Below are 25,316 nucleotides of genomic sequence, written 5' to 3' on the forward strand. Positions count from 1 at the left end.
ACGTCGTGTCCCGGCTGTGAAGCTGTGGTCAGGCGGCGGGCAGACTCACCCGGATGCAGCAGCCCTCGGCCGTGTCGAGAACCTCGATGTGGCCGTCGTGGAGATCCACCGCCCAGCGGGCGATGGCGAGGCCGAGACCCGTCCCGCCGTCGGTCGAGCCGCCGCGGGTGAACCGCTCGAACACCCGGGACCGCTCACCGGGTGCGATACCAGGGCCGTCGTCCTCCACCTCGAGGACCACGCCGCCGGCGTCCGGCCGGGCACGGACCACCACCTCGGTGCAGGCGGGGCCGTGCCGGAACGCGTTGTCCACCAGGTTCGCCACCACCTGGTGCAGTCGCGCGGTGTCGGCGTCTGCGCGCAGGTGCAGCGGCTGAACGTCGACAGTCACCCGCCGGGGGTCCTCCGACTGCCGGACCACGTCGTCGAGGAACTCGCGGACCGGAAAAATCTCCCGCTCGAGTTGCACCGCACCGCCTTCCACCCTCGACAGGTCCAGCAATTCGGCGACGAGGCGGCCGAGTCGCTCGGTCTGATCGAGCGCCACCCGCATCCGGGCCGGGTCGGGTCGGGTGCCTCCACCCCGTCGACGACATTCTCGAGCAGTGCCTGCAGGGCGGAGATCGGGGTGCGCAGTTCGTGCGAGACGTTGCCGATCAGTTCGCGGCGATACCGGTCCGCGGCCTCGAGATCCTCCGCCATCTGGTTGAACGCGCGGGCCAGTTCCCCGATCTCGTCGCGCGACGTCGACCGCACGCGGCGCGAATAGTCGCCGGTCGCCATCGCACGGGCGGCGGCCGTCATCGACCGCAGCGGGGACGTCATGCCGTGCGCGAGGATCTGCGTCACGGCCAGCGACACCAGCAACGCCAGGACGAGCGCGTACCGGAACGGCCACCGGGCGGTCACCCAGAACATCAGCGACGCGAAGAACAGCGCGGCCACGACGAGAAGACCGGTCTTCACCTTGAACGATCGCAGCGGATCGAAAGGTCGGGGCATCCTGTCCAGGATCCGGCCCGCGGTCACCGCTGCACGTCCAATGCGTAGCCGACTCCGTGCACGGTGCGGATCAGGTTGCCGCCGAGTTTTCGGCGCAGCGCCTTCACGTGACTGTCGACGGTCCGGCTACCCGCCCCGTCGCCCCACCCCCACACCTCCGCGAGAAGCGATTCCCGGGCAATCGCCGCCCGCGGCCGGGAAGCGAAGTACGCGAGCAGGTCGAATTCGGTTCGTGTCAGATGAATTTCGTCGGCTCCGCGCCGGACGCGACGCTCGACGAGGTCCACCTCGAGGTCGCCGACCGCCAGTCCGCCCGGCTCGGCAGGCGCGGCCTCGTGGGCGCGATCGGTCCGTCTCAGCAGCGCGTGCACCCGCGCCACCAGCACCCGCATGCTGAACGGTTTGCTCAGATAGTCGTCGGCGCCGACGCCGAGACCGATCAGCATGTCCGTTTCGTCGGCACGCGCGGTGAGCATCAGCACCGGAACCGGCCGCGACGCCTGGACGCGCCTGCAGACCTCGAGACCGTCGAAGCCTGGGAGCATCACGTCCAGCACCAGCACGTCGGGCGACGAGGCCTCGCACACCGCGACCGCCGCAGGACCGTCCGACGCCGTCACGACGTCGAAGCCCTCCGCACGCAACCGCGCCGCGACCGCCTCGCAGATCGTCGCCTCGTCGTCGACGACGAGCACTCTTCGCCGGCTCATTCCCCGACTGTATTGCGCACACGTGCGGATCCCGGGCAGAGCCTGTGAAGATTCTGTGCAGGTTTGCCGGCGAATCCCCGCGGGGTGGTGGATACACACCCTGGGGTCCCTGTCGAAAGCCTCGGCCGCGGCGCAAGGTTGGTCTATCAGCCCAGCTGGGAAAGACAAACGCACCGGAGGCACCCCATCGTCCACACCGCAACCCGCATCGCGATCGGCGCAACCGCCGCCCTCACGTTCTCCCTCGCCGGAGCCGCAGCGATCGTTCTTGCCGGTGTACACACCGAGGGGGCTCCCACCCCGAGCCAGGAAAGGAGCATCTCGCAGCAACCGGCGCCGGCGCTCGCGACGCCTCCGGGCCGGATCGTCGTCGCCGACCCCGGCCATTCGGTGGAATCCGTGAACCCGGTGGAACCCTGGAACCCCGTCGAACCGGTCAATCCTGTCGAACCCGTCAATCCTGTCGAACCCGGGAACCCCGTGTACCCCGGCTACTCGGCCGAGACCGAAGCGGCCGCACCGGGACCGGAGGTCGTGCCGCCGGCACCGCCCATCTATCAGGAGCCGGTCGCCCAGCCGCCCGTCGTCGCCGATCCTCCCGTCGTAGAAGATTCGCCGGTCGTCGCCGATCCGCCCGTGGTGGACCCCGTTCTCCCGCCGAAGGGTCCGTTCGACGGCCCGGGCCAGGTCGAACCGGGCGTGCTCGATCCCGAAACCAATCCGTTCCCCGTCGGCGGCGGCCCGAAGCCCGCCCCGCCCGTGGTCCCGCAGGCACCCGGCGGAGTCGGCCCGGTCGGCGGCGGAACCGTCGTCAGTCCCTGATCACCGGAGGTTGTTCACACCATGTCCCCCATCAAGACCCGCATCGTGATCGGCGCCGGCGCGGCGTTCGTCCTCTCCGTCGCCGGCGCGGCCGGGATCGCCGTGGCCGGCGGAACTGCGCCTCCGGTCGCCGACGTGAGTGTCACCGAACAGCAGCGTGATGTGGACACGGAGTCCACACCCCTCCCGGTCTTCACTCCCCCGGCACTGAACACCCCGACGCAGGAATCGCCCGGATCATTCGACACCGCGGCGGTGAACCCCTTCGACCCGGCCCCCTGGCGGTACTAGGACTCCACCTCGACGTCTTCGGGTGACTTGTCGTCCCTGAGCCCACGCCAGCTGGGGTGCCGCAGTCTTCGCGAGCCCGTCCAATCCATGAACCGCACCTCCGCGACCAGGGTGGGGGTCACCCACACGGCACCCTTGCGGTCGGCGGTGGGCAGGTCTTCGACGAACGGGCTGGTGTCGGTCTCGAGCGGGCCCAGAGTGGAGGCGAGTTCCTGCAGATCCCGTTCGGTGAACCCGGTTCCGACGCGTCCGATGTAGCGCAGCCCGTCGTCCTCGGGGACGCCGAGCAGCACCGAACCGATTCCGCTGGACCGCCCGCCCTGACCGCGGCGCCACCCGCCGATCACGGCTTCCTGTGTGCGCCAGTTCTTCACCTTGATCCAGCTCGACCCCCGCTTGCCCGGCAGGTACACGGATTCGCGGCGTTTGGCCACCACACCTTCCCACCCCTTGCCGCGGCTCTCGTCCAGGGCCTCCTGCGCGGACCCGTGCAGTTGCGGCGGCACGTCCAGGCCGTCCACCTTGGCCGCAAGCGCCTCGAGGACGCGGCGCCGGTCGGTGTACTTCTTGCGCAGCAACGACACTCCGTCGAGGTACAGCACGTCGAACGCGAGGAAATGCGGCTCGTTGCCCTGCTGCAGCAGGCCGAAGTTCGCGACACCCCGCTCGTCGAACGCGACCACTTCGCCGTCGAGTACCACTTCGTGGTCTTCGAGAGAATCTGCCAGCCAACCCAATTGCGCGTAATCCTGGGTCTTGTCGTTGCCCGCGCGGCTCGTCATCTTCAGCTCGCCGCCACTGATCTCCGCGATCACCCTGATGCCGTCCCACTTCCCTTCGAACGCCCACTCGTCGGCGTCGAGGCCGTCGAGGGTGCCGGGGCTCGCGAGCATCGGCGACAACCCGCGCGGCAGTTCCGACGACCGCGACCCGCCCGGGGACTGGTCCTTCATCAGGTGCATCAGCCACTGGTCGCCCTTCGTGCGGATCAGCGCGAACCGGCCCTCCACCTGCTCACCGTGCAACTGGACGATCACCTCGTCGTCCCGCCACTTCTCGGTGTCGTACGTGCCCGTATCCCAGATGGTCATCTGGCCGCCCCCGTACTCGCCCTTCGGGATGCTCCCGGAGAACGTGAGGTATTCGAGCGGATGATCCTCCGTGTGCACGGCCAGGCGATTCTCTCCCGTCGTCGTCGGCACGTTCTTCGGCACCGCCCACGACACGAGGACGCCGTCCCGTTCGAGCCGCAGGTCGTAGTGGAGGCGCCGGGCGTGATGTTCCTGGATGACGAAGCTGTTGCCGTCCCCCGGCTGCACCGTGTGCGGCATCGGCTCCGGTGTCCGTCCGGGATCACGCTTGCGGCGGTACTCGGCGAGGGCGGCGTCGTCCTCGAGCGGCGGATCGAGTCCGGCGAGCAGATCGCCGTCCGACTCCCACCGTTCGAGCACTTCCTCGAACCGCAACTGTCGTAGGTCGGGGTCGTCGAGTTCGTCCCAGCTGCGCGGCGCCGCGACGTACGGCTGGGAGCGCCCGCGCAACGAGTATGGGGCGATGGTGGTCTTGGACGGATTGTTCTGGCTCCAGTCGACGAACACCTTCCCCGCGCGCACCGCCTTGGCCATGGTCGCGGTGACGAGGTCGGGGCGCAGTTTCTCCAGTCCCGTCGCCACCTGCTTCGCGACGGTCGACGCCCCCGAACCGTCCAGCTTCCGGTCGAGCGGCACGTACAGGTGAATACCCTTGCTGCCGCTGGTAACCGGGTACGCGGTCCAGCCGAGGTTCGCGACCAGGTCGCGCACGGCCCGTGCCACCTCCGCGCATTCGGCGAGACCCACACCGGGTCCGGGGTCGAGGTCGAAGACGATGCGGGTCGCCGGACCCCGATGTGAGCCGTCGAACCGCCACTGCGGCACGTGCAGTTCGAGTGCGGCCTGCTGTCCCGCCCACACGAGGGCCGCGACCGAGTTCAGCAGCGGGTAGTGCACGGACCGATCCGAGTGCTCCAGTGAGCGGCGCTCCAGCCATCCCGGTGCGGAGGCCGCGAGGTTCTTCTCGAAGAACGGCTCGCTGTCCACCCCGTTGGGCCAGCGTTTGCGGGTGGCGGGACGGTCCACGACGTGCGGAAGCATCGCCGGCGCGATCCGCGCGTAGTAGTCGATCACCTCGCCCTTCGTTGTACCCGACTCCGGGTAGAGGACCTTGCCGAGGTTGGTCAGGGACAGGCGATGCCCGTCGATCGTCAGCTGCCGAGTTCCCGCTGTGGCCACGCGCACCTCCCTCCGCCAATACATACATATTGTGCGCCGCGCGGCCGCTTCGCTGGCCGGATCGCTACCCGCCAGGCAAGATGACGGGGTGCACCGAGGACCCAAGACAGCCGTCGCCGCGATATCCGCTGCACTGACATTGCTCGCCGGATCCTGCTCCACCGACACCACGCCCCAGGTCGACACGCAGGCCGAGGCGTCGACGATTCCCGAAGCGTTCACCAAACTTCCATCCACCCGGGCGGTCGGCGACTGCGCCCCCGGCAGCGGCGTCACCGCGCAGGACGGCGTGATCACCATCGCCACCGACAGCCCGTCGTACCGGCCGTGGTTCGTCGACGGCGACCCGTCCAACGGCAAGGGCTACGAGGGCGCCGTGGCGCGGGAAGTGGTCGAGAAGCTGGGATACAGCCCGGACCAGGTGCACTTCGAGACCGTCGACTTCAACGCCGCGCTGGCGGCCGGCGAGAAGGATTTCGACTTCGCCATCGACCAGTTCACGATCGTCGACACCCGCCGTGAGACGGTCGATTTCAGTTCGCCGTATTACGCCGTCACGCAGTCGGTGCTGGCGCTGAAGAACTCACCCGCCGCGAGAGCCAAGTCGCTGGCCGACCTCGCGCCGTTCCGCCTCGGGGCGCAGGTGGGGTCCACGAGTTTCGACGCCATCGCGCAGACCGTGCAACCCCGTCAGGCACCGGTCAGTTTCGCCACCACCGACGACGCCAAGGCCGCCCTGGCCGCGGGCGATATCGACGCGCTGGTGGTGGACATCCCGACCGGGTTTCAGATCACCGCCAACGAGGTCAAGGACAGCGTCCTCGTCGGGCAGTTCCCGCGCCCGAACGCCGTCACCGAATTCTTCGGTCTCGTGCTGGAGAAGAACAGCCCGCTCACCGCGTGCGTGTCCGCGGCCGTCGATTCCCTCTACGCCGACGGAACGCTGGACGCCCTTGCCGCCGAGTGGATCACCGACACCGGCGGCGCGCACGTCCTCGATTGATTACGAATACAGCTCGACGAACGTCTGCAGGGACTTCTCGATGTCGCCCTTCAGCGCCTTCGCGACACCCGACCCGATGGGCCCGAACAGGGGTGCGCCACCCAGTTCGATGGTGAACACCACCTCGGAGGCGTCGCCCTTCGCCTTGACGTCGAGCACCAGTCCGAGCTTCACTCCACCCTTGCCGTCGCCCTTGAGGACGATGCGGTTCGGGGCGTCGTACTCCTTGATCGTCCACTTCACGCGGTTCCGGAGGCCCTTCACCGTGACGACGGAACTGAGCTCGGTTCCGGCAGTGAGAGTCTCGGGCAGTTCGCCCCGCCAGCCGTCGTGAACCACGAACCATTTGTCGAAGTCCCGCAGATTCGAGGCCTTGTCCCAGGTGTCCTGGGGGCTGAGGGGAACATCGGTCTTGACCGTGAGTTTCGCCATTGGGGCAGCCTAACGGCCCGTGAGTACTTGTTAACCGCGGGCGGTTGACAAGTACTCACGGGGCCGGAGGCCATTAGTGCGAGACGGCCTTCTCCACACCGACACCGGTGAGCGAGCGGACCTCCATCTCGGCCTGCTTGGCGGGATCCTCCGCCTTGCCGCGACCGAGGTAGGTGCCGACGATGCCAAGCACGAACGCCAGCGGGATGGAGACGATGCCCGGGTTGGCGAGCGGGAAGAAGTCGAAGTCGGCGGTCGGGAACATCGACGACGGCTTACCGGACACGGCCGGGGAGAACACGATCAGCAGGAGGCAGCTGATGAGGCCACCGTAGATGCTGAACAGGGCGCCGGTGGTGTTGAACTTCTTCCAGAACAGCGAGTACAGCAACGTCGGCAGGTTGGCCGAGGCGGCCACCGCGAAGGCCAGCGCCACCAGGAACGCGATGTTCTGGCCCATGGCGAGGATGCCGAGGACGATCGACACGAGACCGATCACGACGACCGTGATCCGGGAGACCCGCACCTGGGACTCCTCCGACGCATTCCCGCGCTTGATGACGCTGGCGTAGATGTCGTGAGCGAACGACGCCGACGCCGTGATGGCCAGCCCCGCCACCACGGCGAGGATGGTCGCGAATGCCACCGCGGAGATGATGGCGAGGAAGATGGTGCCGCCCAGTTCGAATGCGAGCAGCGGTGCCGCCGCGTTCTCCTTGCCGGGTGCGGCGAGGATGACGTCGGGGCCGACCATCTTGGCGGCGCCGTAGCCGAGGACGAGCGTGAACAGGTAGAACGCGCCGATCAGTCCGATCGCCCAGGTCACCGAGCGGCGGGCCTCCTTGGCGGTGGGGACGGTGTAGAACCGCATGAGCACGTGCGGCAGGCCTGCGGTGCCGAGGACCAGTGCGATGCCGAGCGAGATGAAGTCGAGCTTGCTCATCGCGCTGATGCCGTACTTGGCGCCGGGGGCGAGGATGTCGCGACCCGCGATCGCCTCGTTCGTGGAGCCGGCGACCGTCGCCTGCGCGTCCGCGAGCAGCTGGGAGAAGTTGCCGCGCACCGCGAACAGGACGAGGAAGAACATGATGCCTGCGCCCGCGACCAGCAGCACGGCCTTGACCATCTGCACGTAGGTGGTGCCCTTCATGCCGCCGACCAGCACGTAGACGATCATCAGCACACCGACGACCGCGACGACGATTGCCTGACCGACCTTGCCGTCGATGTTCAGCAGCAGCGCGACGAGCCCGCCTGCGCCCGCCATCTGCGCGAGCAGATAGAACAGCGAGACCACCAGCGTGGACAGCGCCGCCGCCATCCGCACCGGACGCTGCTTGAGCCGGAAGCTCAGCACGTCCGCCATCGTGAACCGGCCGGTGTTGCGCAGCAGTTCCGCGACCAGCAGCAGCGCCACCAGCCAGGCGACGAGGAAGCCGACGGAGTACAGGAAGCCGTCGTAGCCGTACACCGCGATGGCGCCGGCGATGCCGAGGAACGACGCCGCCGACAGGTAGTCGCCTGCGATGGCGAAACCGTTCTGCGGTCCGGAGAACTGGCCGCCGCCGGTGTAGAAGTCCGAGGCCTTCTTGGTGGTGCGGCTCGCGCGGATCACGATGGTCATCGTGATCACGACGAACGCCACGAAGATGGCGATGTTGAGGAGCGGGTTGCCGACGTCGGTGGCTGCGGCGAGTGTGGTGATCACTGGAGCGGTCCTTCCAGCTCTTCGCGGATCGCGGCGGAGCGGGGATCGAGTTCCCGGTTGGCGAACTTGACGTACAGCGCGGTGATCACGAACGTGGTCACGAACTGGCCGAGTCCGAGGATGATGCCCAGGTTGACGTTGCCGATCACCTTGGTGGCCATGAATTCGGGGGCGTACGTGGCGAGCAGGACGTAGGCCGCGTACCAGGCGAGGAAGAATGCCGTCATCGGGAAGACGAAACTGCGCAGGCGGTGTCGCAACTCCTGGAACTCCGGGCTCGCCTGCATGTCTACGAAGGCTTGCGCATCAGGGGTGCGCCGCTTCTGCGGTGCGCCCTCACTGAGGTCGGCTGTGGTCACTGCAGACTCCTTGGTCGTGTGAAGTGAACTGAGTGCCGACGTTAGTGAGAGGTGAGTCACAGAAACAGGCTGTGGCGGCTGTCACACGGCGAGCTGCCGGACTGTGCGGCGAACGGTCACCCGACCGCGACGAGCGGCTCCGCCACCCGTGCGCCTTTCTGGTTGTTCGAGCTACCAAAAAGGCTCACGGGGAGCGGAGCTCCCCCTCGCGGTCGGAGCCCACATCGAGCCGCTCGGGGGCATGCATGCGGGTGAAGATCCGGCTGAGGTCGACGGGTATGTGGCGCTTCGTCGCCTTGCTGACCAGCACCATCGTGACGAAGGCCAGTGGGACGCTGACGGCCGCCGGGTAGGCGACCATCGCCGCGGGCCAGCCGTTCCAGACGTCGACGGTGAGGCCGCCGAACACCGACACCCCGGCCGCGCACCCGGCGACGAGCCCGCCCGTCACCATCCCGGCACCGGCCCCGACGGCGGTGAGTCCACGCCACCAGATGCCGAGGACGAGCAGCGGGCAGAGGGTCGACGCCGCGACCGCGAACACCAGCCCCACCGTGCGCGACAGGTCCAGCGACGTCACCGCCAGCGACAGCGCGAGCGGCACCGCCCCGGCGAGGACGGCGGCGATCCGGAAGTCCCGGATCCGGCCGCGCAGCACGTCGGTGCTGAGTACCCCCGCGATGCTGACGAGCAGGCCGGACGATGTGGACAGGAACGCGGCGATCGCCCCGGACGCCACCAGCGCGGCGAGGAGTTGCCCGGCCCACCCGGAGAAGACGGAGCCGGGCAACAGCAGGACCGCGGCGTCGGACGTGCCGGTGATGAGCAGTTGCGGCACGTACAGCCGCGCGAACACCCCGAGCAGCGTCGGGAACAGGTAGAAGACGCCGAGTAACCCGACCACGGCCAGCGACGTCAGCCGGGCGGCCCGCCCGTCGGGGTTGGTGTAGAACCGGACCAGCACGTGCGGCAGTCCGAGGGTGCCGAGGAAGGTGGCGAGGATCAGCGAGTACACCTGGTACATGGGGTGTTCGCCGCCGAATCCCCAGCCGGGGGCGATCCAGTCGGAGTTGTCGGCGGGTGCGCCCGCGACCACGGGGACGGGCGCCCCGGCTTCGAGGGTCATCGTCGTGCCCTCACCGAGGTGGTGTTCGCCCGGTTCGAGCCGGACGTCACCGGTCGCCTCGACGCCGTCGATGGTCCCCGACCCGCCGACCGTCACCGGTTCGGACACCTGCACGACGACGTCGGTGGTGATGTCGACGGTGGTCTGCTCGCCGACCGTGGGCGGTGCGGCGGCGCCCAGTTCGTGGTGATCGTTGAAGAAGTACACCGACAGCACCAGCGCCGGGATCGCGACCGCGGTGAGTTTCAGCCAGTACTGGAACGCCTGGACGAACGTGATGGACCGCATGCCGCCGCCGACGACGTTGGCGATGACGATGACCCCGACGACGACGGCCCCGACCCAGCTGGGCACACCGAGCAGGATGTTCAGGGTCAGTCCTGCGCCCTGGAATTGCGGGACGAGGTACAGGGCGCAGACGGCGGCGACGACGAGCATCGACAGGGTGCGGAGCCGGCGGGAGCCGAGCCGGAACTCGGCGAAGTCGGGCACCGTGTAGGCGCCGGACCGTCGCAGCGGTGCGGCGACGAACAGCAGCAGACCGAGGTAGCCGGCGGTGAACCCGATCGGGTACCAGAGGGCGTCCGCGCCGTATTTCGCGATCAGGCCCGCGACGCCGAGAAAGGATGCGGCGGACAGGTACTCGCCGGAGATGGCGGCGGCGTTCCACCGCGGTCCGACGCTGCGGGACGCGACGAGGAAGTCGGAGGTGGTGCGCGCCAACCGCACTCCGTAGATGCCGATGGCCACCGTCGCGACCGCGGCGGCCGCGAGACCTGCCAGGGTCAGCCAGGGAATGGGTTGGTCGGTGGGCACGGGACGCTCAGTCGTCCACCAGGTCGGTGAATTCCTGCTCGTTGCGCTCGGCCTGCCGCACGTAGATCCAGCCGGTGGTCAGGAGCACCGGATACACGAGCGCGCCGAGGACCACCCACGGCAGCCGGATTCCCAGCACCGCCACGTGCGACAACGCCGGGAACAGGAACATCACGAGCGGTACCGCGCACAGCAGGCACGCCGCGAGCAGCGCCAGCCGGATCGCGAGCACGAGTTGGGTGCGGACGAGGCCGCGGATCATCGCGTCCCCGACCGCGGTCTGTTCCTGCACTTCGACGCGGGTGCGGACGATGCGCGCCCCGCGACGCTGGGCGAGGACGACCCGCACCCGCTCGGGCGAACTCATCGCGCCGTCCACGTCTGTTTCGGCGCCCGGACCAGCCGGTCCTTGAGCATCCGGGTGTGCCTGCGGCTGACCGGCAGTTCGACGGGCGGGTGGTCGCCGTGGGCGCGGAGGCACACGACCAGTCCGGTGCCGACGGTCCGGATCCCGGTGACCCGCGGCAGCGCGACGAGGTACGAGCGGTGCACCCGCAGGAACCCGGCGTCCGCCCAGCGCGTCTCCAGCGCCGAGATGGGGATGCGGACGAGGTGGGAGCCGTCCGCGGTGTGCAGGCGCGCGTAGTCGCCGTCCGCTTCGACCCATTCCACGGAGGACCGGTGCACGAGGGTGGTGATGCCGCCGAGTTCGACGGGGATCACCTCGTCGGTGGGGGCGGGAGGCCCGGCTTCGAGGCGCCTGCGACGCCCCTCGACGATGCGGCGCACGGATTCCGCCAGCCGCTCCTCGCGCAGCGGTTTGAGGAGGTAGTCCACGGCACCGAGGTCGAAGGCTGCGACGGCCCGGTCGTCGTGGGCGGTCACGAATACCACCTGCGGCGGGGACGCGAAGTTCGCGAGGATCCCGGCCAGCTCGAGACCGTCGAGTCCGGGCATGTTGATGTCGAGGAAGACGGCGTCGATCTCGCCGTCCCGGAGGATACGCAGCGCCGTGGTGGCGTCGCCCGCGGTCCGGATGTCGCCGACTGCGTCCTGGGCGCGCAGCAGGAACGCCAACTCGTCGAGGGCGGGTTTCTCGTCGTCGACGGCCAGCACGGTGAGGGGTGCGTCCGGAGACCTGTCGTCAGTGTGGTTCACAACGAGAGCAATCGTCGCACGGACGCTTCCCGGTCACGTCGAGATCCCCCGCCGGAACTTCGGGACGCGCATGCTCACCTTGGTGCCCGCGCCGGGCGCGGTCTCCACCACCAGTCCGTAGTCGTTTCCGAACGCGGCGCGCAGGCGGTCGTCGACGTTGGCGAGCCCGACGTGTGCCGCCTCCTTGACCCCGGAGGACTCGGCCACCGAGTCCAGCGATCCCGACCGCAGCAGTTCCGGGTCCATGCCGACGCCGTCGTCCTCGACGCTGATCACGCAGTCGGTGCCCTCGTCGGCGGCGACGATGCTGACGGTGCCGCCGTCCGGTTTGGCGGCGATGCCGTGCCGGACCGCGTTCTCGACCAGCGGTTGCAGCGCGAGGAACGGCAGCACCACGTTCAGCACCTCGGGCGCCACCTGCAATTTCACGGCGAGGGCGTCGCCGAACCGGGCGCGTTCGAGGGTGAGGTACCGGTCGATGTTGCGCAGTTCGTCGGCCAGCTGGGTGAACTCCCCCGCCGACCGGAACGAGTACCGGGTGAAGTCGGCGAATTCGAGGATCAGTTCCCGGGCGCGGTCGGGGTCGGTGCGGACGAACGACGCCACCGTGTTCAGCGCGTTGTAGATGAAATGGGGGCTGATCTGCGCGCGCAGCGCCCGGACCTCGGCGCGGTCGAGGCGGGCGCGGGACGCGTCGAGGTCGGCGAGTTCGATCTGGCTGCACGCGTACCGGGCGACCTCGGTGACGGCGCCGAGCATGCCCGGCCCGGGGTCTTCGGTGGTGACGATGCCGAGCACACCGACCACCCCGGTGGCCTCGATGAGCAGCGGCTGGGCGATCAGCGCGCGGACCGCGTTGTCACCCGCACCCCGGACGAGGCCGCCGTAGGCCACGAGCACCCGGCGTTCCCCGTCGACCGCGCGGGCCGCCGCGTCGCGTAGTTGTTCGGTCATCGCCTCGTGCGGTCCGCTCCACGCGAGCAGGTCACCGGCGGCGTCGAAGACGCCCAGCGCCTGCGCGCCGGTCAGCTGACGCAGATGCGGTGCGGCCTCGTCCGCCGACGTCTCGTCGAGCCCCCGCCGCAACGGGCGCGCCGCCAGCGACGCGGTGTGGAGGGTCGTGTGGACGGCCCGCTCGGTGGGCGTCGTCAACTCGCGCCGGGCGCGCAGCCACACGGCGGTGAACGTGACGAGAGGAACAAGGACGAGCAACGCCACCACGGCGACGACGGATCCCGTCATTCGCCGGTGTCCGGTCGGGCGATCAGCTCCGTCGCCTCCGGTAGGGCGAGGCACAGCGCCCGCAGCCGTTCGAGATCCGCCTTCTTCACGGTGTTCCCCCCTCGGCGCACGTGTCCGGCGCGGGCACGCCGGCGAAGCGGTCGGCGATCCACTGCACCGCCCCCGGGACGGACCGCCCGTCCGCGTGCCCCTCCCCGGGCCGGGTGTCGAACTCGATCACGTCGCCGAGCGCGCACGCGTTGTCGACGGCCTGCGAAGTCCATTGCGGCAGAATGAGGTTGTCCCGATCCCCCACCACGACGAGCATCGGTCCGCCCGCACCGGTCTTCGGCAGCGCGATGTCCCGCAGCCACCCCCGCATGCGCTCGGCGTCGGCGGGCGTCCGCGGTCCCGTGTCGGCCGGGGTGAGCCGGGTTGCCACCGTCCACTTCTCCTGGAGTTTCGCGGCGACGCAGGACAGCGTGACGTCGGGGCTGGCGGCGAGGGCGCCGCGCATGTAGTCGTCCGGGTTCAGTTCGGGGTGGATCACCTGCAGTCCCTCGAGAAGGTACGGCAGGAACATCTTCTGCGGCAACGACAGTGGTTCGACGGTCCCGTCCGCGACGATCCCCGACAAGTCGGCCGCGGGTGACAGGTTCGCCGCGCCGACGAACTCGAGGCCGTCGCCGTAGTTGCCGGCGTGCTCGGCCGCGGACCACGACGCCTGCCCTCCCTGCGACACGCCGATCGCCGCCCAGCGCGTCGACGCATCCGGCACCACGGTGCGCGCCGCCCGGACCGCGTCGATCAGGTCGTAGGCGGCGGTGTCCGGTTCGAGGTAGGGGTGCGGGCCGTCGGTGCCGAGGCCCTGGTAATCGGTGACGGTCACGACGTACCCCCGCTGCAGCAGCGGCCGGACGAGGTTCGTGGTGCCCAGCAGGGTCGGCGACGACGAGGGGGCGCATTCGTCGGTGACGCCCGTGGTGCCGTGCCCGACCGTCACGACGGGCCTGCCGCCGTCCGGTGCGGGACCGCCTGGAGTGAAGACCGTGCCCACCACCTCCGCGCCGCCGCCGTCGACGCCGGACGTCGACCGGTAGACGACGCGGGTGGCCGTGGCGCCGAGGGCGGTGATCGCCGGGTCGATGTCGGGCACCGGCTGCTGACTGATCAGCGCGCCCCGCTGGTCACCCGTCGGCGCCGGGGCAACGGGTGGAGAAGCGGGTGCGGCCACCGAGGTCGTGGGGGGCGGGGCCGGGGAGGCCGCGTCCGTGGCGCAGGCGGTCAGCGTGAGGGGAACGGTCAGCGCCAGGGCACCGGCCAGCGCGACCACGGCGGTTCGCACCGGACGCACACCCACCTCGCACCTCATTCGCGACGTCTCCGCACCCGCTCCTCGGCTGCGGCCTCCTCCACATCGAGTCCTTCCAACACGCTACGCATCACTTCGTCGTCGAGTGTGCCCGCATCGCGGGCGGCGATGAGCGCCTCCCGTTGCGCGCGCAGGGCGGCGCGGCGGTAGTGGTCGAACAGTGCGCCTGCCCGCTGCTTCTCGGCGGCGTCCTCCGCCTCCTCGGCCTGCAGCCGGGCCCGCATCGACCGCCGCACCCGGTCGAGGATGTCGGTGACCGCCGCGCGGTCGACTCCCGTGGGCGGATTCGCGGCGAATTCGACGAGCGCCCGTTCACCCGCGTCGCGGGAGATCGCGCGGGCCAGCGTCACCTGTTCCTCCTCGCGCCTGCGTTCGTCGGGATCCGCCAGATCGAGCATCCGGATCAGCAGCGGCATGGTGGCGCCCTGGATCAGCAGGGTGCCGACGGCCACGACGAACGCGATCGCCTGGATCACCTCGCGCCCCGGGAACGGCTGCCCGCTCGCGACCACCACGGGCACACCGGACGCGGCGGCGAGCGTGACCACCCCGCGCATTCCCGCCCAGGACACGACGACGCTCTCCCGCCACCCCAGTTCCACCGATCCGCCCGGCGTCCTGATCGCCAGCCCGAGGCGGCGGCGGAGCCAGTGCAGCAGGATCCACGCCGGGCGGATCGCCATGACCACGGCGAGAACCGCGAAGCCGTAGAAGAAGATGTGGTGCACCGGCAGGCCCTGGTCCCGGACGTCGTCGATGACGAACCTCAGTTGCAGCCCCATGTAGGCGAACACGAACATCTCGAGCAGGAGGTCGACGCTCTCCCACAGCGACCGCTCCTGGATTCGGGTGGCGACGGACGCGTCGGTGGCCTTGTGCCCCATCAGGAACCCTGCGGCGACGACGGACAGCACCCCGGACGCGTGCATCTCCTCGGCCGCGAGGTACGCGGCGAACGGGAGCATCAGCCCCAGCACCGTTTCCAGCGGCGAGTCGTACATGCGGCGGCGCACCCACTCGACGATCTTTGCGAGCACCAGTCCGATCAGCACCCCGCCGACCACCTCGTAGGCGAAGAACACCACGGGGGGCACGGGAATCTCCGCCCCGACGACGGCGGACACGGCGACGGCGAACAGGGTCAGCGCGGTCGCGTCGTTGACGAGTCCCTCACCGGTGAGGATCGCGATCACCCGGTTCGGTAAACCCAGTCTTCGGCCGACCGCGACGGCGCTGACCGCGTCCGTGGGCGCGACCACGGCGCCGAGGACCAGCGCCGCGCCGAGCGTGAATTCGGGAACCAGCCAGTTGGCGAAGAAGCCCACGCCCACCGCGGTCGCCAGGACGGTGAAGATCCCCAGCCGCAGAATCGGTGCGAGGTGGCGCCGGAACGTGGCCACCGAGAACTTGAGCGCCGCGGAGTACAGCAGCGGTGGCAGCACCACCCCGAGGATGGCCTCCGGGTCCAGTTCGAGCCGCGGCATCCCGGGGATGAACGACGCCACCGACCCGATGGTGACGAGGACGAGCGGCGCCTGCAGATCGCGGCGCTTCGCGAAACTCGTCACGGCGATGGCCACGATGATGACGAGAAGCACGAGGACGCCGTTCACGACACCGATTCTGCCGCGCCCGCCCGCGATGCGCGGGTCATCGCCGAAGACACGTGCGGGCCCCGGTCCGAGAACCGGGGCCCGCACGGGTGTGTCTGGGAAGGGTTCACTCCTTCGGGGGAACAGCCTTCTTCGCCGCGTCGGCGGCCTTGTCGATCTTGTCGCTGTACTTGCCCCCGGTCTTGCTGTCCGCCACGTCGGCGGCCTTGTCGATGGCGCCGTGAACCTTGTCCGCGTTCTCTGAAGCGGCTTCCTTCCCCTTGCCCAGCAGGCCCTTCAGTGTGTCGACGAAACTCATCGTTCTTCCTCCTCCGGTGCATGCGCACGCAGTGTCCGCGCGAGTCCGATCACTCGCCGTGCCCCCAGTCTCACAGCATTGACTCGGCGACGCCAACCGTTCGGATCGTCGCGAGCAGTACTCCGGTCAGTGCACGCCCGGAAGATCTTCCGGCGCCGCGAAGAGGCGGCGATGCTCGCCGTGCAGGCGGCCCGTGACCCACCATCCGATTTCGACGAGAACCACTCCCACGAGCCCGCACACGAGGGCGGAGGTGGTGGCGCCGACGTTGGTCGGATCGAGTTTGAAGAACTCCCGCGTGAACGGCACCGCGAACAGGATGAGGTATCCCGCTACGGATCCGAAGATCAGCACCAGCTTCCACCACACGTACGGCCGGGCGACGACGGCCAGCACCCACAGGGCGATCATGATGAGGGTGATGAGCGCCGACGTGCCCGCCTGAATCTTCTGCGTCTCCGTCTGATCCGGGCCCGCGTATACGAGGAGATACGAAATGAACGTCGTGACACCGATGATCACCCCGGACGGCACAGCGAGACGCATCACGCGCGGCACGAACCCGGAGCGCGCCCGCTCGTTGTTCGGGGCCAGCGACAGGATGAACGCGGGAATGCCGATGGTGAACCAGGCGGCGATCGTCACGTGCCGCGGCAGGAACGGATACGGCACCGGCTCGAAGTGGAAGATCTGTGACAGTACACCGGTAATTCCGATGAGGAACGCCAGCAGCACCGAGTACACGGTCTTGGTGAGGAACAGATTCGAGACGCGTTCGATGTTGCCGATCACCCGGCGGCCCTCGCCCACCACGTACGGCAGGGTGGCGAATTTGTTGTCCAGCAACACGATCTGCGCGACCGCGCGGGTGGCGGGGCTGCCCGATCCCATCGACACGCCGATGTCGGCGTCCTTGAGGGCCAGCACGTCGTTGACGCCGTCGCCCGTCATCGCGACGGTGTGACCGCGAGACTGCAGCGCCCCCACCATCTCCCGCTTCTGGTCGGGGCGCACCCGTCCGAACGTCGTGGCCTTTTCCAGGGTCTCGGCGAGGGCGTCGCGGTCGGCGGGCAGCTCGCGGGCGTCGACGGGACGGTCGCCGCCGGGCAGCCCCAGCGATCCGGCCACCGCGCCGACCGACACGGCGTTGTCACCGGAGATGACCTTCACGGTGACGCTCTGGCTCGCGAAGTACTCGAGGGTGCCGCGGGCGTCGGGACGCACCCGCTGTTCCAGGATCACCAGCGCGCGCGGTGTGATCGCACCCGGCGCGGTGGGGTGGTCGACCGGGACGTCGCAACTGCCGAGCAGGAGCACCCGCAGTCCCGAGGAGCCGACTTCCTCGGCCTGCCGGGCCATGTCGCTGGCGGGGTCGAGCAGCACGTCGGGAGCGCCGAGGACCCAGTTGCCGTGGGCACCGTAGGACTGACCGCTCCATTTCTTGGCAGAGGAGAACGGGGCCTCCGCGGTGGAGTCACCCCAGCCGGGGGCGTCGGGAAAGGCTTCCGCGATCGCAAGGACGCTGGCGTTCGGACGGGGGTCGGATGCCGCCATCGCGGCGAGTGCCGCGCGGGAGGGTTCGGCGTCGGACGGGTCGGCGCAGCGCAGTTCGGACAGCCGCATGCCGTTCTCGGTGAGGGTGCCGGTCTTGTCGGCGCACACCACGTCGACGCGGGCGAGGCCTTCGATGGCAGGCAACTCCTGCACGAGGCACTGCCGCTGACCGAGCCGGATCACCCCGACCGCGAACGCGATCGACGTCATCAGCACCAGGCCCTCGGGCACCATCGGCACCAGCGCGGCCACCATCCCGTTGAGCGCGGGCCGGATCGATTCGCCGCTCGAGAACAACTGGTTGTAGATGATCAGCAGACCCGCCGGAATCATCAGGTACGTGATGAATTTCAGGATCTTGTCGATGCCGCTGCGCAACTCCGAGTGCACGAGCGTGAACTTGCTGGCCTCGTCCGCGAGTTTCGCGGCGTAGGCGTCGCCTCCGACCTTCGTGGCCCGGTAACAGCCGCTGCCCGACGCGACGAAACTTCCCGACAGCACCTGCTGACCCACGTCCTTGTCCACGGGATCGGCCTCGCCGGTGAGGAGGGACTCGTCGATGTCGAGGGTCGCCGCCTCCACCACGACCCCGTCGACGACGATCTGGTCGCCTGCCCCGAGTTCGATGATGTCGTCGAGCACGACCTCCCGGGGTGCCATCGCGACGGCGACACCGTCGCGGCGGACCACCGGTTTGGTCTGACTGACGATCGCCAGTTTGTCGAGGGTCCGCTTGGCCCGCACTTCCTGGATGATGCCGATCCCACTGTTGGCGATGATCAGCAGGCCGAACATGCCGTCGACGATCGAACCTGTGGCCAGCACGATGATCAGCAGCACCCCGAGGATCGCGTTGATCCGGGTGAACACGTTGGCGCGCACGATGTCGCGCACCGACCGGCTGGCCCGGTCCGGGACGTCGTTGGTCTTGCCCGCCGCCACCCGCTCCGCGACCTGGGCGGCCGTCAGCCCCGCCACTGCGACGACTGCAACGCTGTCGGTGCCCGTTTCGTCGTATGCCATGGTCAAAGGCTACGCAACCGGGCTCGGCTCGGAGGGGATGCGCGCCGGGTTCAGCCGAGTGCGGTCCACCACGGGGTCTGGGCGGCCGGTTTCAGTGCGTCGACGCGCTGCCCGGGCATCGGCACGGCCACCGGGGTGCCCGCCTCCTGCGCGGCCGCGAGCAGCCGGACGATCGGCTCGGACCAACTGTGGAACGCGAGGTTGAACGTGGCCCAATGCACGGGCACCAGCAGTCCGCGGGTCGCGTCGCCGGCGTTGAGGTCGGCGTGGGTCTGCACCGCCTCCTCGGGATTCATGTGGATGTCCGCCCACCGAGTGTCGTAGGCGCCGACGGGCAGCAGCGTGAGGTCGAACGGTCCGTAGCGGCGGCCCAGGTCGGCGAACCGCGTCGTGTATCCGCTGTCGCCGCCGAAGAACACCTTCCGGCTCGGGCCTGCGAGCACCCACGACGCCCACTGGGTGGTGTTGCGCACCAGGCCCCGGCCGGAGAAGTGCCGGGCCTCGGTGCACGTGAGGGTGAGTTCGCCGAGCGTCGTCGACTCGTCCCAGTCGAGTTCCACGATCCGCTCCTCCGGCACCCGCCAGTGACGCAGGTGCGCACCGAGCCCGACCGGCACGACGAACGGCGCCTTCTGGGTGGCGGCGAGTTGCTGCACGGTGGCCATGTCGAGATGGTCGTAGTGGTCGTGCGAGATGACGATGGCGTCGAGGACGGGCAGGTCGGAAAGCGGCACCGGGGTCGGGTGCATGCGGGACGGACCGATGAAGGCGGACGGCGACACCCGGCGGCTCCACACCGGGTCGGCCAGCACCCGGTAGCCGTCGACCTCGACGAGCACACTCGAATGGCCGTACCAGGTGACCGCGACGTCGGCCGCCTCGACGGGCGCGAGCGGCGTCGCCAGCGGGATCGGCCTACGTGGGCGTCCCGCCTTGCCCCGCGTGATCAGCGCCTTGAGGATCCCGGTCTCCGAACTGGACAGCATCATGCTGCTCGGATCGGTGTTGTGGAACTGACGGTTGCGGTACCGCGGCGACGTCGCGGCGTACGGGCGCACCTTGGCCCGCGACGCACCCATCTGGGACGGAAGCCCCCACGCGGCGCGCGTCAGCCACCCGAGGGCGGCGGTGGCCAGAACAGTCGTCACGGCGTTCTTCGCTTTCACCCCGACAACTGTAACCACGCGTGCGGGAAAGGTGCGCCCGACGGCTACTGACCGCGGAACACCGGGGGACGCTTCTCGGCGCGGGCGGCCCGCGCCTCCTGCGCGTCGTAGCTCTTCCACGCCGCGTGCAACGCCGCGAGCTGCTCGGGCGGCGGCGGGCTCTGGGTGCCGTCGTCGTTGAGCACCATCTTGAGGTGTTGCAGCGACAGCGGCGCGAGGCGCGCGATCGAGTGCGCCCACTGCTGCGCGACGGCGAGGTCGCCGCGCTTGTTGGCGAGGCCGTGCGCCAGCGCCTCGTCGGCCCCGACCTCTTCCGCGCCGAGCAGGATCGTTCGTGCCGGTCCGCCGCCGATCAGGGCGGCCAGCCGGTGCACGGTCCACCGGTCCACGGAGATCCCGAGCTTGGCGGCGGGGATGGCGAAGCGGGCCTCGGGCGCGACCACGCGCAGGTCCGCGGCGAGCGCCAGCTGGCTGCCCGCGCCGATCGCGGGGCCGTTGATCGCCGCGATGACGGGGACGGGGACCGAGTCGATGGTGTGCAGCATCTCGAGCAGGGTGTCGGTGAACCCGTCGGCGTACACGTCGCCCGACAGGTCGGCGCCCGCGCAGAACGCGCTGCCCTGCCCTGTGAGGACGATCACCCGCGCGCCGTCGGTGACGGACTTCTCCGTCTCCTCGCGCAGCAGTTCGCAGATCTCGGTGTTCAACGCATTGCGACGGTCGGGTCGTTGCAGTTCGAGGGTGAAGACGTCGCCGTCACGACTCGTCCCGATCATGTCCACTCGCTTTCTTCGTAATTGCTGTCCACTGACGAATTCTTCCCTGCCCACCCGACTGGACGTCTGTCACCCAACCACAGCGGGATCGGCCGGAACACACGAGGCTCTGCGGTAGTTGTGAGTGTGGAGGTGAGGACCGACATGAACAGTGAAGTGGACGTCGCCGTGATCGGCGCGGGGCAGGCGGGACTGTCAGCTGCCTACTATCTGCGCAGGTTCGGGGTGGAACCGGAGTCCGGTTTCGTGGTGCTCGATCACGCACCGGGACCCGGTGGTGCGTGGCAGTTCCGGTGGCCGTCCCTGACGCTGAGCACCGTCAACGGTGTCCACGACCTTCCCGGGCTGGGCTTCGCCGCGACGGTCGGATTGGACCCGGACGACCCCGAGGCCGCGCTGGTGCACGCGTCGAGCGCGGTTCCCCAGTACTTCGCGACGTACGAGAAACAGTTCGAGTTGCCGGTGCACCGCCCCGTGCACACCCGGGTGGTGTGCGCCCGCGACGAGCGTCTGCGCATCGAGACCGACAGCGGCGTGGTGTCGGCCCGCGGTCTGATCAACGCGACGGGAACGTGGGAACGCCCCTTCATTCCCCGCTATCCCGGCGCGGAGGCGTTCACCGGCCGCCAGGTGCACACCAAGGACTACTCCTCGGCGCAGGACTTCGCGGGACAGCACGTCCTCGTCGTCGGCGGCGGCATCTCGGCGGTGCAGTTGCTCGACGAGATCTCCCGGGTCACGACCACCACGTGGGTGACGCGACGCCCGCCGGAATTCCGGGACGAGCCGTTCACACCCGAGATCGGCCGGGCCGCCGTCGCACTGGTCGAGGACCGGGTTCGCCGCGGGCTGCCGCCGGGCTCGGTGGTGTCGGTGACGGGGCTGCCCGTGACGCCCGCGATCCGCGCCGCCCGCGAACGCGGCGTGCTGGCGCGGCAACCGATGTTCAGCGAGATCACCGCGGACGGTGTCCGCTGGGCCGACGGGCACGAGGCGAAGGTCGATGTGATCCTGTGGTGTACGGGTTTTCGCAGTTCACTCGATCACCTCGCACCGCTGCGGCTGCGCGGACCGGGCGGCGGCATCACGATGACGGGACGCCTGGCCACCCAGGTGGCGTCGGATCCGCGGATCCATCTCGTGGGGTACGGACCGTCGTCGTCGACGATCGGCGCCAACCGGGCCGGGCAGGCCGCGGCCCGCGAACTCACCCGCCACCTCGGCCTGCCCGCCCCTACCTGATCAGCGAGGCGATGAACGAGGCCTGGTCGGGGCCGGCCTGGTACATGCTCCCGAAGTGGCCACCCGAGTACACCCGGTAGTCGAGATTCGTTCCGGCCCCGCGCATTTCGGAGACGAGCTTCTCCGTGAGCGGCAGCGGCACCGACGCGTCGGTGACGCCCTGCACGAGCAGCAGCGGACGGTCGTAGCCCGCGACCGGGACCTCGAGGTATTCGCGCAGCGCGTCCTGCAGCACGGGCACGTCGAGTGCCCGCGACAGCATCTGTGCCACCGACACGGTGCCGGTCATGGTCGCGAACTGCCGGAACGGCACTTCGGGGGCCGCGTCGACGAACTGCTTCCCGACCGGGGTCAGGTAGCTGTCGACGTCCAGTTCCGGGTACGCGTCGCGGACTCCCGCGATCAGGTACGACATGTACACGGTGAGACCGGCGAGGCCCTGCGGCGGAAACGAGGGGCCGCTCCAGTTCGACACCATCTCGATGTTCGACGGCACCCCGTTGGCGACGGCCCCGCGGTAGTCGAGTTCCGGCGCGTACGACGTGGCGACGTGTGCGGCGAACACCGCGGCCTGACCGCCCTGGGACAGTCCGACGGCCATCCACGTGGAGGACAGGTCGGCGTCGATCTCCCTGGCGGCGCGCACGGAGTCGACGACGCTGCGGCCTGCGACCTTCCCGTCGAGGTAGGGCGGCACCCCGGGGGTGCCCAGGCCCACGTAGTCGGTGGCGGCCACGGCGTAGCCGAGTTGCAGCCAGCTGCTCACGTAGTCCGAGGATTGCGGGTCGACGCCCGTCACGGACGGTGCGTCGGCGTCGGAGTCCCCCACCGTTCCGTGCGCCCACGCGATGACGGGCCATCCCCCGGCGGGCGGCGTCCCGGGCGGCACGAACACCATCCCGGTGCAGGGGGCGATGCCGTGCCGGTCGGTGGTCAGGTACGTCATCCGGTACGCACTGCCGGTCCCACGGAGCCAGAGTTCGGCAGGCAACTCGGACGACGCGACGACGGCGCCGGGGCTCGATCCGGCCCGCAGCGGATCCGCACCGACAGTTGGTGCCCACAGCACGCTGACCAGTGCGAGCAACGCCACAATGCGCCACCACCTCCGCACCTCTCAACGGTAGCTGCGCGGGGGTGGCGCAGTACTGTAAATCGTCCACTCGCGGGGAAGTGGGACACACGAGACCGGGAGAGCAGAAGAGACATGAGCGACGACAGCCCGATCCTGACTCCGGGCGACACTTGCTGGCAGGTTGCCCCCGCCGATCGTCTCGCGTGCATCGTCGACGCGGCGGACTACTTCCGCCACGCCAAGTCCGCGATGCTGCAGGCGCGCAGGCGCATCATCCTCATCGGCTGGGACTTCGACACGAGGATCCAGTTCGAACCGGACGAGAAGACGCTCGACGGGCCCAATCAGCTCGGCCGGTTCCTGGCCTGGCTGACCCGCGAACGTCCGGATCTCGAGATCTACCTGCTCAAATGGAACATCGGGGCGTTCACCGCGATCGGACGCGGGATGACCCCGATCTTCGTGGTCAACTGGGTGACGGACCGCCGACTGCACTTCGAACTCGACGCCGCCCACCCGATCGGCTCGGCGCACCACCAGAAGATCGTCGTCATCGACGACGCGCTCGCGTTCTGCGGCGGCATCGACATGACCGTCGACCGGTGGGACACCCCCGAACATCGGGACCGCAACCATTACCGGACGCAGCCGAACGGCAAGCGGTACGGGCCGTGGCACGACGCGACGACCGCCGTCGACAGGGACGCAGCGAAGGCCATCGGCGAACTGGCCCGCGCCCGGTGGAAGGCGGCCACCGGGCAGGATCTGGCGCCGGTCGACGAGATCGCGGGACGGACGCCGTGGCCGGAGGGGCTCGAGCCGACCATGCGCGGCGTCAACGTGGGCGTCGCACGCACGCTGCCGGAGCTGGACGACCGGGACGAGGTCCGGGAGATCGAGGCCCTGTACCTGGCCGCGATCGCCGGCGCCGAGCGGTCGCTGTACATCGAGAGCCAGTACCTGGCGTCGCGCACCCTCGCCGAGGCGATCGCCGCGCGACTACAGGAACCGGACGGCCCGGAGATCGTGCTGGTGCTGCCGCGCAACGCCGACGGCTGGCTCGAGCAAAAGGCGATGGACGGCGCCCGCCGCCGGTTACTGCACCTGCTCTGGCGGGCCGACACCGGGAACCGGCTGGGCGTCTACTACCCCGTCACGGCGGACGGTGAGCCGATCTACGTCCACGCCAAGGTGCTGGTGATGGACGACCGTCTCCTGCGGGTGGGTTCGTCGAACCTGAACAACCGGTCGATGGGGTTCGACTCCGAATGCGATCTGGCGGTCGAGGTCACCGCGGACACGGCGAACGGTGACGAACTGCGGGAGACCATCCTCGGCATTCGCCGTCAGCTCGTCTGCGAGCACCTGGGTGTCCCGGCCCGGTTGTTCGACGACACGCTGTCCGAGACGTCGTCGCTCCTGGGCACCGTCGAGGCGCTGCGCGGCGGTGGCCGGACATTGGAGAAGTTCGAGCCGGACACGGTCGAGGACGAAGACAGCCCGCTCGCCGAAAACGAACTGATGGATCCCGAACGCACACCGCCGAACTTCTGGGAGCGGACCAGCCGGGGCCGGTTGCGGCGCAGGGTGATCCGACGTCAGAAGGCGGCCGGTTCGGTACGGTAGATGCGCCGGTAGTCCTTGCGGAACGCCCGCCGCCCCAGTATCGACCAGGCCATCCTGGCCGCGAACGGCATCTCCGACAGGAACATTCGGCGCTCCTCGGGGGTCGCTCCCTGGAGGATGTAGCCGAGGAACACCAGCAGCCGGTCCTTGGGGATCGACGCGCGGCCACGGTCACCCATCTCCTGCCACTCGGCGAGTGTCATGAACTGCTCCGCCATCGGGAGGATGTGCCGCTCCTCCTCACCGAGGTGCTCGCCCAGCGCCGTGGACAGCGCGGTCAGCGTCTTCGCCAGCGGTTCGCCGTCCGCCGCGTCCGCCGCGAACGCGGCGCCCTGCGACTGCGCCAGCGACAGTAGCTCGGAGATGCGCTCGTGCTGCTCCTCCATCCGCAGCACCAGCGCCGCGTCGGTGGGCGCGCGGTCGAGTAGCTTCGGCCACAGCAGGTCGTCCTCACTCGAATGATGGTGGTGGAGGGCGGTGGCGAGTTCGTCGAAGAACGCGACCACCTCCCCGGCCCGGGCGGTGTCGCCGGCGGGAACTCCGCGGACGAGTGCGGGCAGCGCGGCGAACTGGCGGCGGAAGCAGTTGTGGACCACCACCATCTCGCGGGTGTCGGGGCGGGTCGGGTGAGCAGTCGGAGTCGTCATGCGATC

Annotated in this window: 22 protein-coding genes and 1 pseudogene; 5 read left to right on the forward strand and 18 right to left on the reverse strand. The window is 69.4% G+C overall.

Annotated features, from left to right (window positions below):
• Positions 1 to 28 precede the first annotated feature (28 nt).
• Positions 29 to 1,002, reverse strand: a pseudogene (locus CA951_RS10915) (ATP-binding protein).
• A gap of 23 nt (positions 1,003 to 1,025) precedes the next feature.
• Positions 1,026 to 1,712: a response regulator transcription factor gene (locus CA951_RS10920; RefSeq protein ID WP_087556866.1), complete on the reverse strand. Its 687-nt coding sequence runs from the start codon at positions 1,710 to 1,712 to the stop codon at positions 1,026 to 1,028.
• 138 nt (positions 1,713 to 1,850) lie between these two features.
• Between CA951_RS10920 and CA951_RS10925 the strand changes: the two genes are divergently transcribed.
• Together CA951_RS10925 and CA951_RS10930 are read left to right on the forward strand one after the other, a co-directional pair.
• Positions 1,851 to 2,534, forward strand: coding sequence for a hypothetical protein (locus tag CA951_RS10925; RefSeq protein WP_256973474.1), 684 nt, complete (start codon positions 1,851 to 1,853; stop codon positions 2,532 to 2,534).
• Positions 2,535 to 2,555: 21 nt separating this feature from the next.
• Positions 2,556 to 2,825, forward strand: coding sequence for a hypothetical protein (locus tag CA951_RS10930; protein WP_087556867.1), 270 nt, complete (start codon positions 2,556 to 2,558; stop codon positions 2,823 to 2,825).
• On the opposite strand, the gene CA951_RS10935 is transcribed toward CA951_RS10930, so the two are convergent.
• Positions 2,822 to 5,119 carry an ATP-dependent DNA ligase gene (locus CA951_RS10935; protein WP_087556868.1) on the reverse strand — a complete coding sequence of 766 codons (2,298 nt, stop codon included), beginning with the start codon at positions 5,117 to 5,119 and terminating at the stop codon, positions 2,822 to 2,824. The two genes, CA951_RS10930 and CA951_RS10935, sit on opposite strands and share 4 nt — an antisense overlap.
• 64 nt (positions 5,120 to 5,183) lie before the next feature.
• On the opposite strand from CA951_RS10935, the gene CA951_RS10940 reads away from it, so the two are divergent.
• On the forward strand, positions 5,184 to 6,098 hold the full coding sequence (locus CA951_RS10940) for a transporter substrate-binding domain-containing protein (protein WP_087556869.1): 915 nt from the start codon (positions 5,184 to 5,186) through the stop codon (positions 6,096 to 6,098).
• On the opposite strand, the gene CA951_RS10945 is transcribed toward CA951_RS10940, so the two are convergent.
• The 13 genes from CA951_RS10945 to CA951_RS11005 all read right to left on the reverse strand — a co-directional run bounded on the left by CA951_RS10945 (position 6,099) and on the right by CA951_RS11005 (position 20,720).
• Entirely contained in the window at positions 6,099 to 6,530 is a 432-nt protein-coding gene (locus CA951_RS10945) for an SRPBCC family protein (protein ID WP_087556870.1), read from the reverse strand. It abuts the gene before it with no gap.
• A 73-nt stretch (positions 6,531 to 6,603) separates the two neighbouring features.
• On the reverse strand, positions 6,604 to 8,238 hold the full coding sequence (locus CA951_RS10950; protein WP_087556871.1) for a cation acetate symporter: 1,635 nt from the start codon (positions 8,236 to 8,238) through the stop codon (positions 6,604 to 6,606).
• Entirely contained in the window at positions 8,235 to 8,597 is a 363-nt protein-coding gene (locus CA951_RS10955) for a DUF485 domain-containing protein (protein ID WP_087556872.1), read from the reverse strand. The genes CA951_RS10950 and CA951_RS10955 overlap by 4 nt, the downstream gene beginning before the upstream one ends.
• A gap of 184 nt (positions 8,598 to 8,781) precedes the next feature.
• On the reverse strand, positions 8,782 to 10,539 hold the full coding sequence (locus tag CA951_RS10960) for a cation acetate symporter (protein ID WP_087556873.1): 1,758 nt from the start codon (positions 10,537 to 10,539) through the stop codon (positions 8,782 to 8,784).
• Positions 10,540 to 10,546: 7 nt separating this feature from the next.
• Entirely contained in the window at positions 10,547 to 10,906 is a 360-nt protein-coding gene (locus CA951_RS10965) for a hypothetical protein (RefSeq protein WP_087557029.1), read from the reverse strand.
• Entirely contained in the window at positions 10,903 to 11,697 is a 795-nt protein-coding gene (locus CA951_RS10970) for a LytTR family DNA-binding domain-containing protein (protein ID WP_087556874.1), read from the reverse strand. The genes CA951_RS10965 and CA951_RS10970 overlap by 4 nt, the downstream gene beginning before the upstream one ends.
• Before the next feature lie 33 nt (positions 11,698 to 11,730).
• Positions 11,731 to 12,939, reverse strand: a complete 1,209-nt coding sequence (locus CA951_RS10975) for a histidine kinase (RefSeq protein ID WP_087556875.1) — start codon at positions 12,937 to 12,939, stop codon at positions 11,731 to 11,733.
• An 85-nt stretch (positions 12,940 to 13,024) separates the two neighbouring features.
• Positions 13,025 to 14,290 (reverse strand): lipase family protein, encoded by a 1,266-nt coding sequence (locus CA951_RS10980; RefSeq protein WP_087556876.1) that lies wholly within the window; start codon positions 14,288 to 14,290, stop codon positions 13,025 to 13,027.
• Positions 14,287 to 15,903, reverse strand: a complete 1,617-nt coding sequence (locus tag CA951_RS10985; protein ID WP_087557030.1) for a Na+/H+ antiporter — start codon at positions 15,901 to 15,903, stop codon at positions 14,287 to 14,289. The genes CA951_RS10980 and CA951_RS10985 overlap by 4 nt, the downstream gene beginning before the upstream one ends.
• Before the next feature lie 106 nt (positions 15,904 to 16,009).
• Positions 16,010 to 16,201 carry an antitoxin gene (locus CA951_RS10990; protein ID WP_087556877.1) on the reverse strand — a complete coding sequence of 64 codons (192 nt, stop codon included), beginning with the start codon at positions 16,199 to 16,201 and terminating at the stop codon, positions 16,010 to 16,012.
• Between the two features lie 126 nt (positions 16,202 to 16,327).
• Positions 16,328 to 18,778 (reverse strand): HAD-IC family P-type ATPase, encoded by a 2,451-nt coding sequence (locus CA951_RS10995; RefSeq protein ID WP_087556878.1) that lies wholly within the window; start codon positions 18,776 to 18,778, stop codon positions 16,328 to 16,330.
• 50 nt (positions 18,779 to 18,828) lie between these two features.
• On the reverse strand, positions 18,829 to 19,944 hold the full coding sequence (locus CA951_RS11000; RefSeq protein ID WP_256973475.1) for an MBL fold metallo-hydrolase: 1,116 nt from the start codon (positions 19,942 to 19,944) through the stop codon (positions 18,829 to 18,831).
• A 44-nt stretch (positions 19,945 to 19,988) separates the two neighbouring features.
• Complete coding sequence (locus CA951_RS11005) at positions 19,989 to 20,720, reverse strand: enoyl-CoA hydratase (RefSeq protein ID WP_005244016.1); 732 nt, start codon at positions 20,718 to 20,720, stop codon at positions 19,989 to 19,991.
• A gap of 144 nt (positions 20,721 to 20,864) precedes the next feature.
• On the opposite strand from CA951_RS11005, the gene CA951_RS11010 reads away from it, so the two are divergent.
• Complete coding sequence (locus CA951_RS11010; RefSeq protein WP_087557032.1) at positions 20,865 to 21,962, forward strand: NAD(P)-binding domain-containing protein; 1,098 nt, start codon at positions 20,865 to 20,867, stop codon at positions 21,960 to 21,962.
• On the opposite strand, the gene CA951_RS11015 is transcribed toward CA951_RS11010, so the two are convergent.
• Positions 21,955 to 23,055, reverse strand: a complete 1,101-nt coding sequence (locus CA951_RS11015) for a lipase family protein (protein ID WP_087556879.1) — start codon at positions 23,053 to 23,055, stop codon at positions 21,955 to 21,957. The two genes, CA951_RS11010 and CA951_RS11015, sit on opposite strands and share 8 nt — an antisense overlap.
• A 114-nt stretch (positions 23,056 to 23,169) precedes the next feature.
• On the opposite strand from CA951_RS11015, the gene CA951_RS11020 reads away from it, so the two are divergent.
• Entirely contained in the window at positions 23,170 to 24,663 is a 1,494-nt protein-coding gene (locus CA951_RS11020) for a phospholipase D-like domain-containing protein (protein WP_087556880.1), read from the forward strand.
• Here the strand turns inward: CA951_RS11020 and CA951_RS11025 are convergent.
• Positions 24,636 to 25,310, reverse strand: coding sequence for a hemerythrin domain-containing protein (locus CA951_RS11025; RefSeq protein ID WP_087556881.1), 675 nt, complete (start codon positions 25,308 to 25,310; stop codon positions 24,636 to 24,638). The genes CA951_RS11020 and CA951_RS11025 overlap by 28 nt on opposite strands.
• Positions 25,311 to 25,316: the final 6 nt, after the last annotated feature.

Source organism: Rhodococcus sp. NCIMB 12038 (assembly GCF_002165735.1).
GTDB lineage: Bacteria > Actinomycetota > Actinomycetes > Mycobacteriales > Mycobacteriaceae > Rhodococcus_F.

What these genes read in the sequence shown, in the direction of transcription:
- CA951_RS10990 (WP_087556877.1), bottom strand. Translation starts at nt 16,201, where the DNA reads ATGAGTTTCGTCGACACACTGAAGGGCCTGCTGGGCAAGGGGAAGGAA.
- CA951_RS10975 (WP_087556875.1), bottom strand. Translation starts at nt 12,939, where the DNA reads ATGACGGGATCCGTCGTCGCCGTGGTGGCGTTGCTCGTCCTTGTTCCT.
- CA951_RS11025 (WP_087556881.1), bottom strand. Translation starts at nt 25,310, where the DNA reads ATGACGACTCCGACTGCTCACCCGACCCGCCCCGACACCCGCGAGATG.
- CA951_RS11005 (WP_005244016.1), bottom strand. Translation starts at nt 20,720, where the DNA reads ATGATCGGGACGAGTCGTGACGGCGACGTCTTCACCCTCGAACTGCAA.
- CA951_RS10920 (WP_087556866.1), bottom strand. Translation starts at nt 1,712, where the DNA reads ATGAGCCGGCGAAGAGTGCTCGTCGTCGACGACGAGGCGACGATCTGC.
- CA951_RS10930 (WP_087556867.1), top strand. Translation starts at nt 2,556, where the DNA reads ATGTCCCCCATCAAGACCCGCATCGTGATCGGCGCCGGCGCGGCGTTC.
- CA951_RS11010 (WP_087557032.1), top strand. Translation starts at nt 20,865, where the DNA reads ATGAACAGTGAAGTGGACGTCGCCGTGATCGGCGCGGGGCAGGCGGGA.
- CA951_RS11020 (WP_087556880.1), top strand. Translation starts at nt 23,170, where the DNA reads ATGAGCGACGACAGCCCGATCCTGACTCCGGGCGACACTTGCTGGCAG.
- CA951_RS10995 (WP_087556878.1), bottom strand. Translation starts at nt 18,778, where the DNA reads ATGGCATACGACGAAACGGGCACCGACAGCGTTGCAGTCGTCGCAGTG.
- CA951_RS10965 (WP_087557029.1), bottom strand. Translation starts at nt 10,906, where the DNA reads ATGAGTTCGCCCGAGCGGGTGCGGGTCGTCCTCGCCCAGCGTCGCGGG.
- CA951_RS10945 (WP_087556870.1), bottom strand. Translation starts at nt 6,530, where the DNA reads ATGGCGAAACTCACGGTCAAGACCGATGTTCCCCTCAGCCCCCAGGAC.
- CA951_RS10935 (WP_087556868.1), bottom strand. Translation starts at nt 5,119, where the DNA reads ATGTATTGGCGGAGGGAGGTGCGCGTGGCCACAGCGGGAACTCGGCAG.
- CA951_RS10980 (WP_087556876.1), bottom strand. Translation starts at nt 14,290, where the DNA reads ATGAGGTGCGAGGTGGGTGTGCGTCCGGTGCGAACCGCCGTGGTCGCG.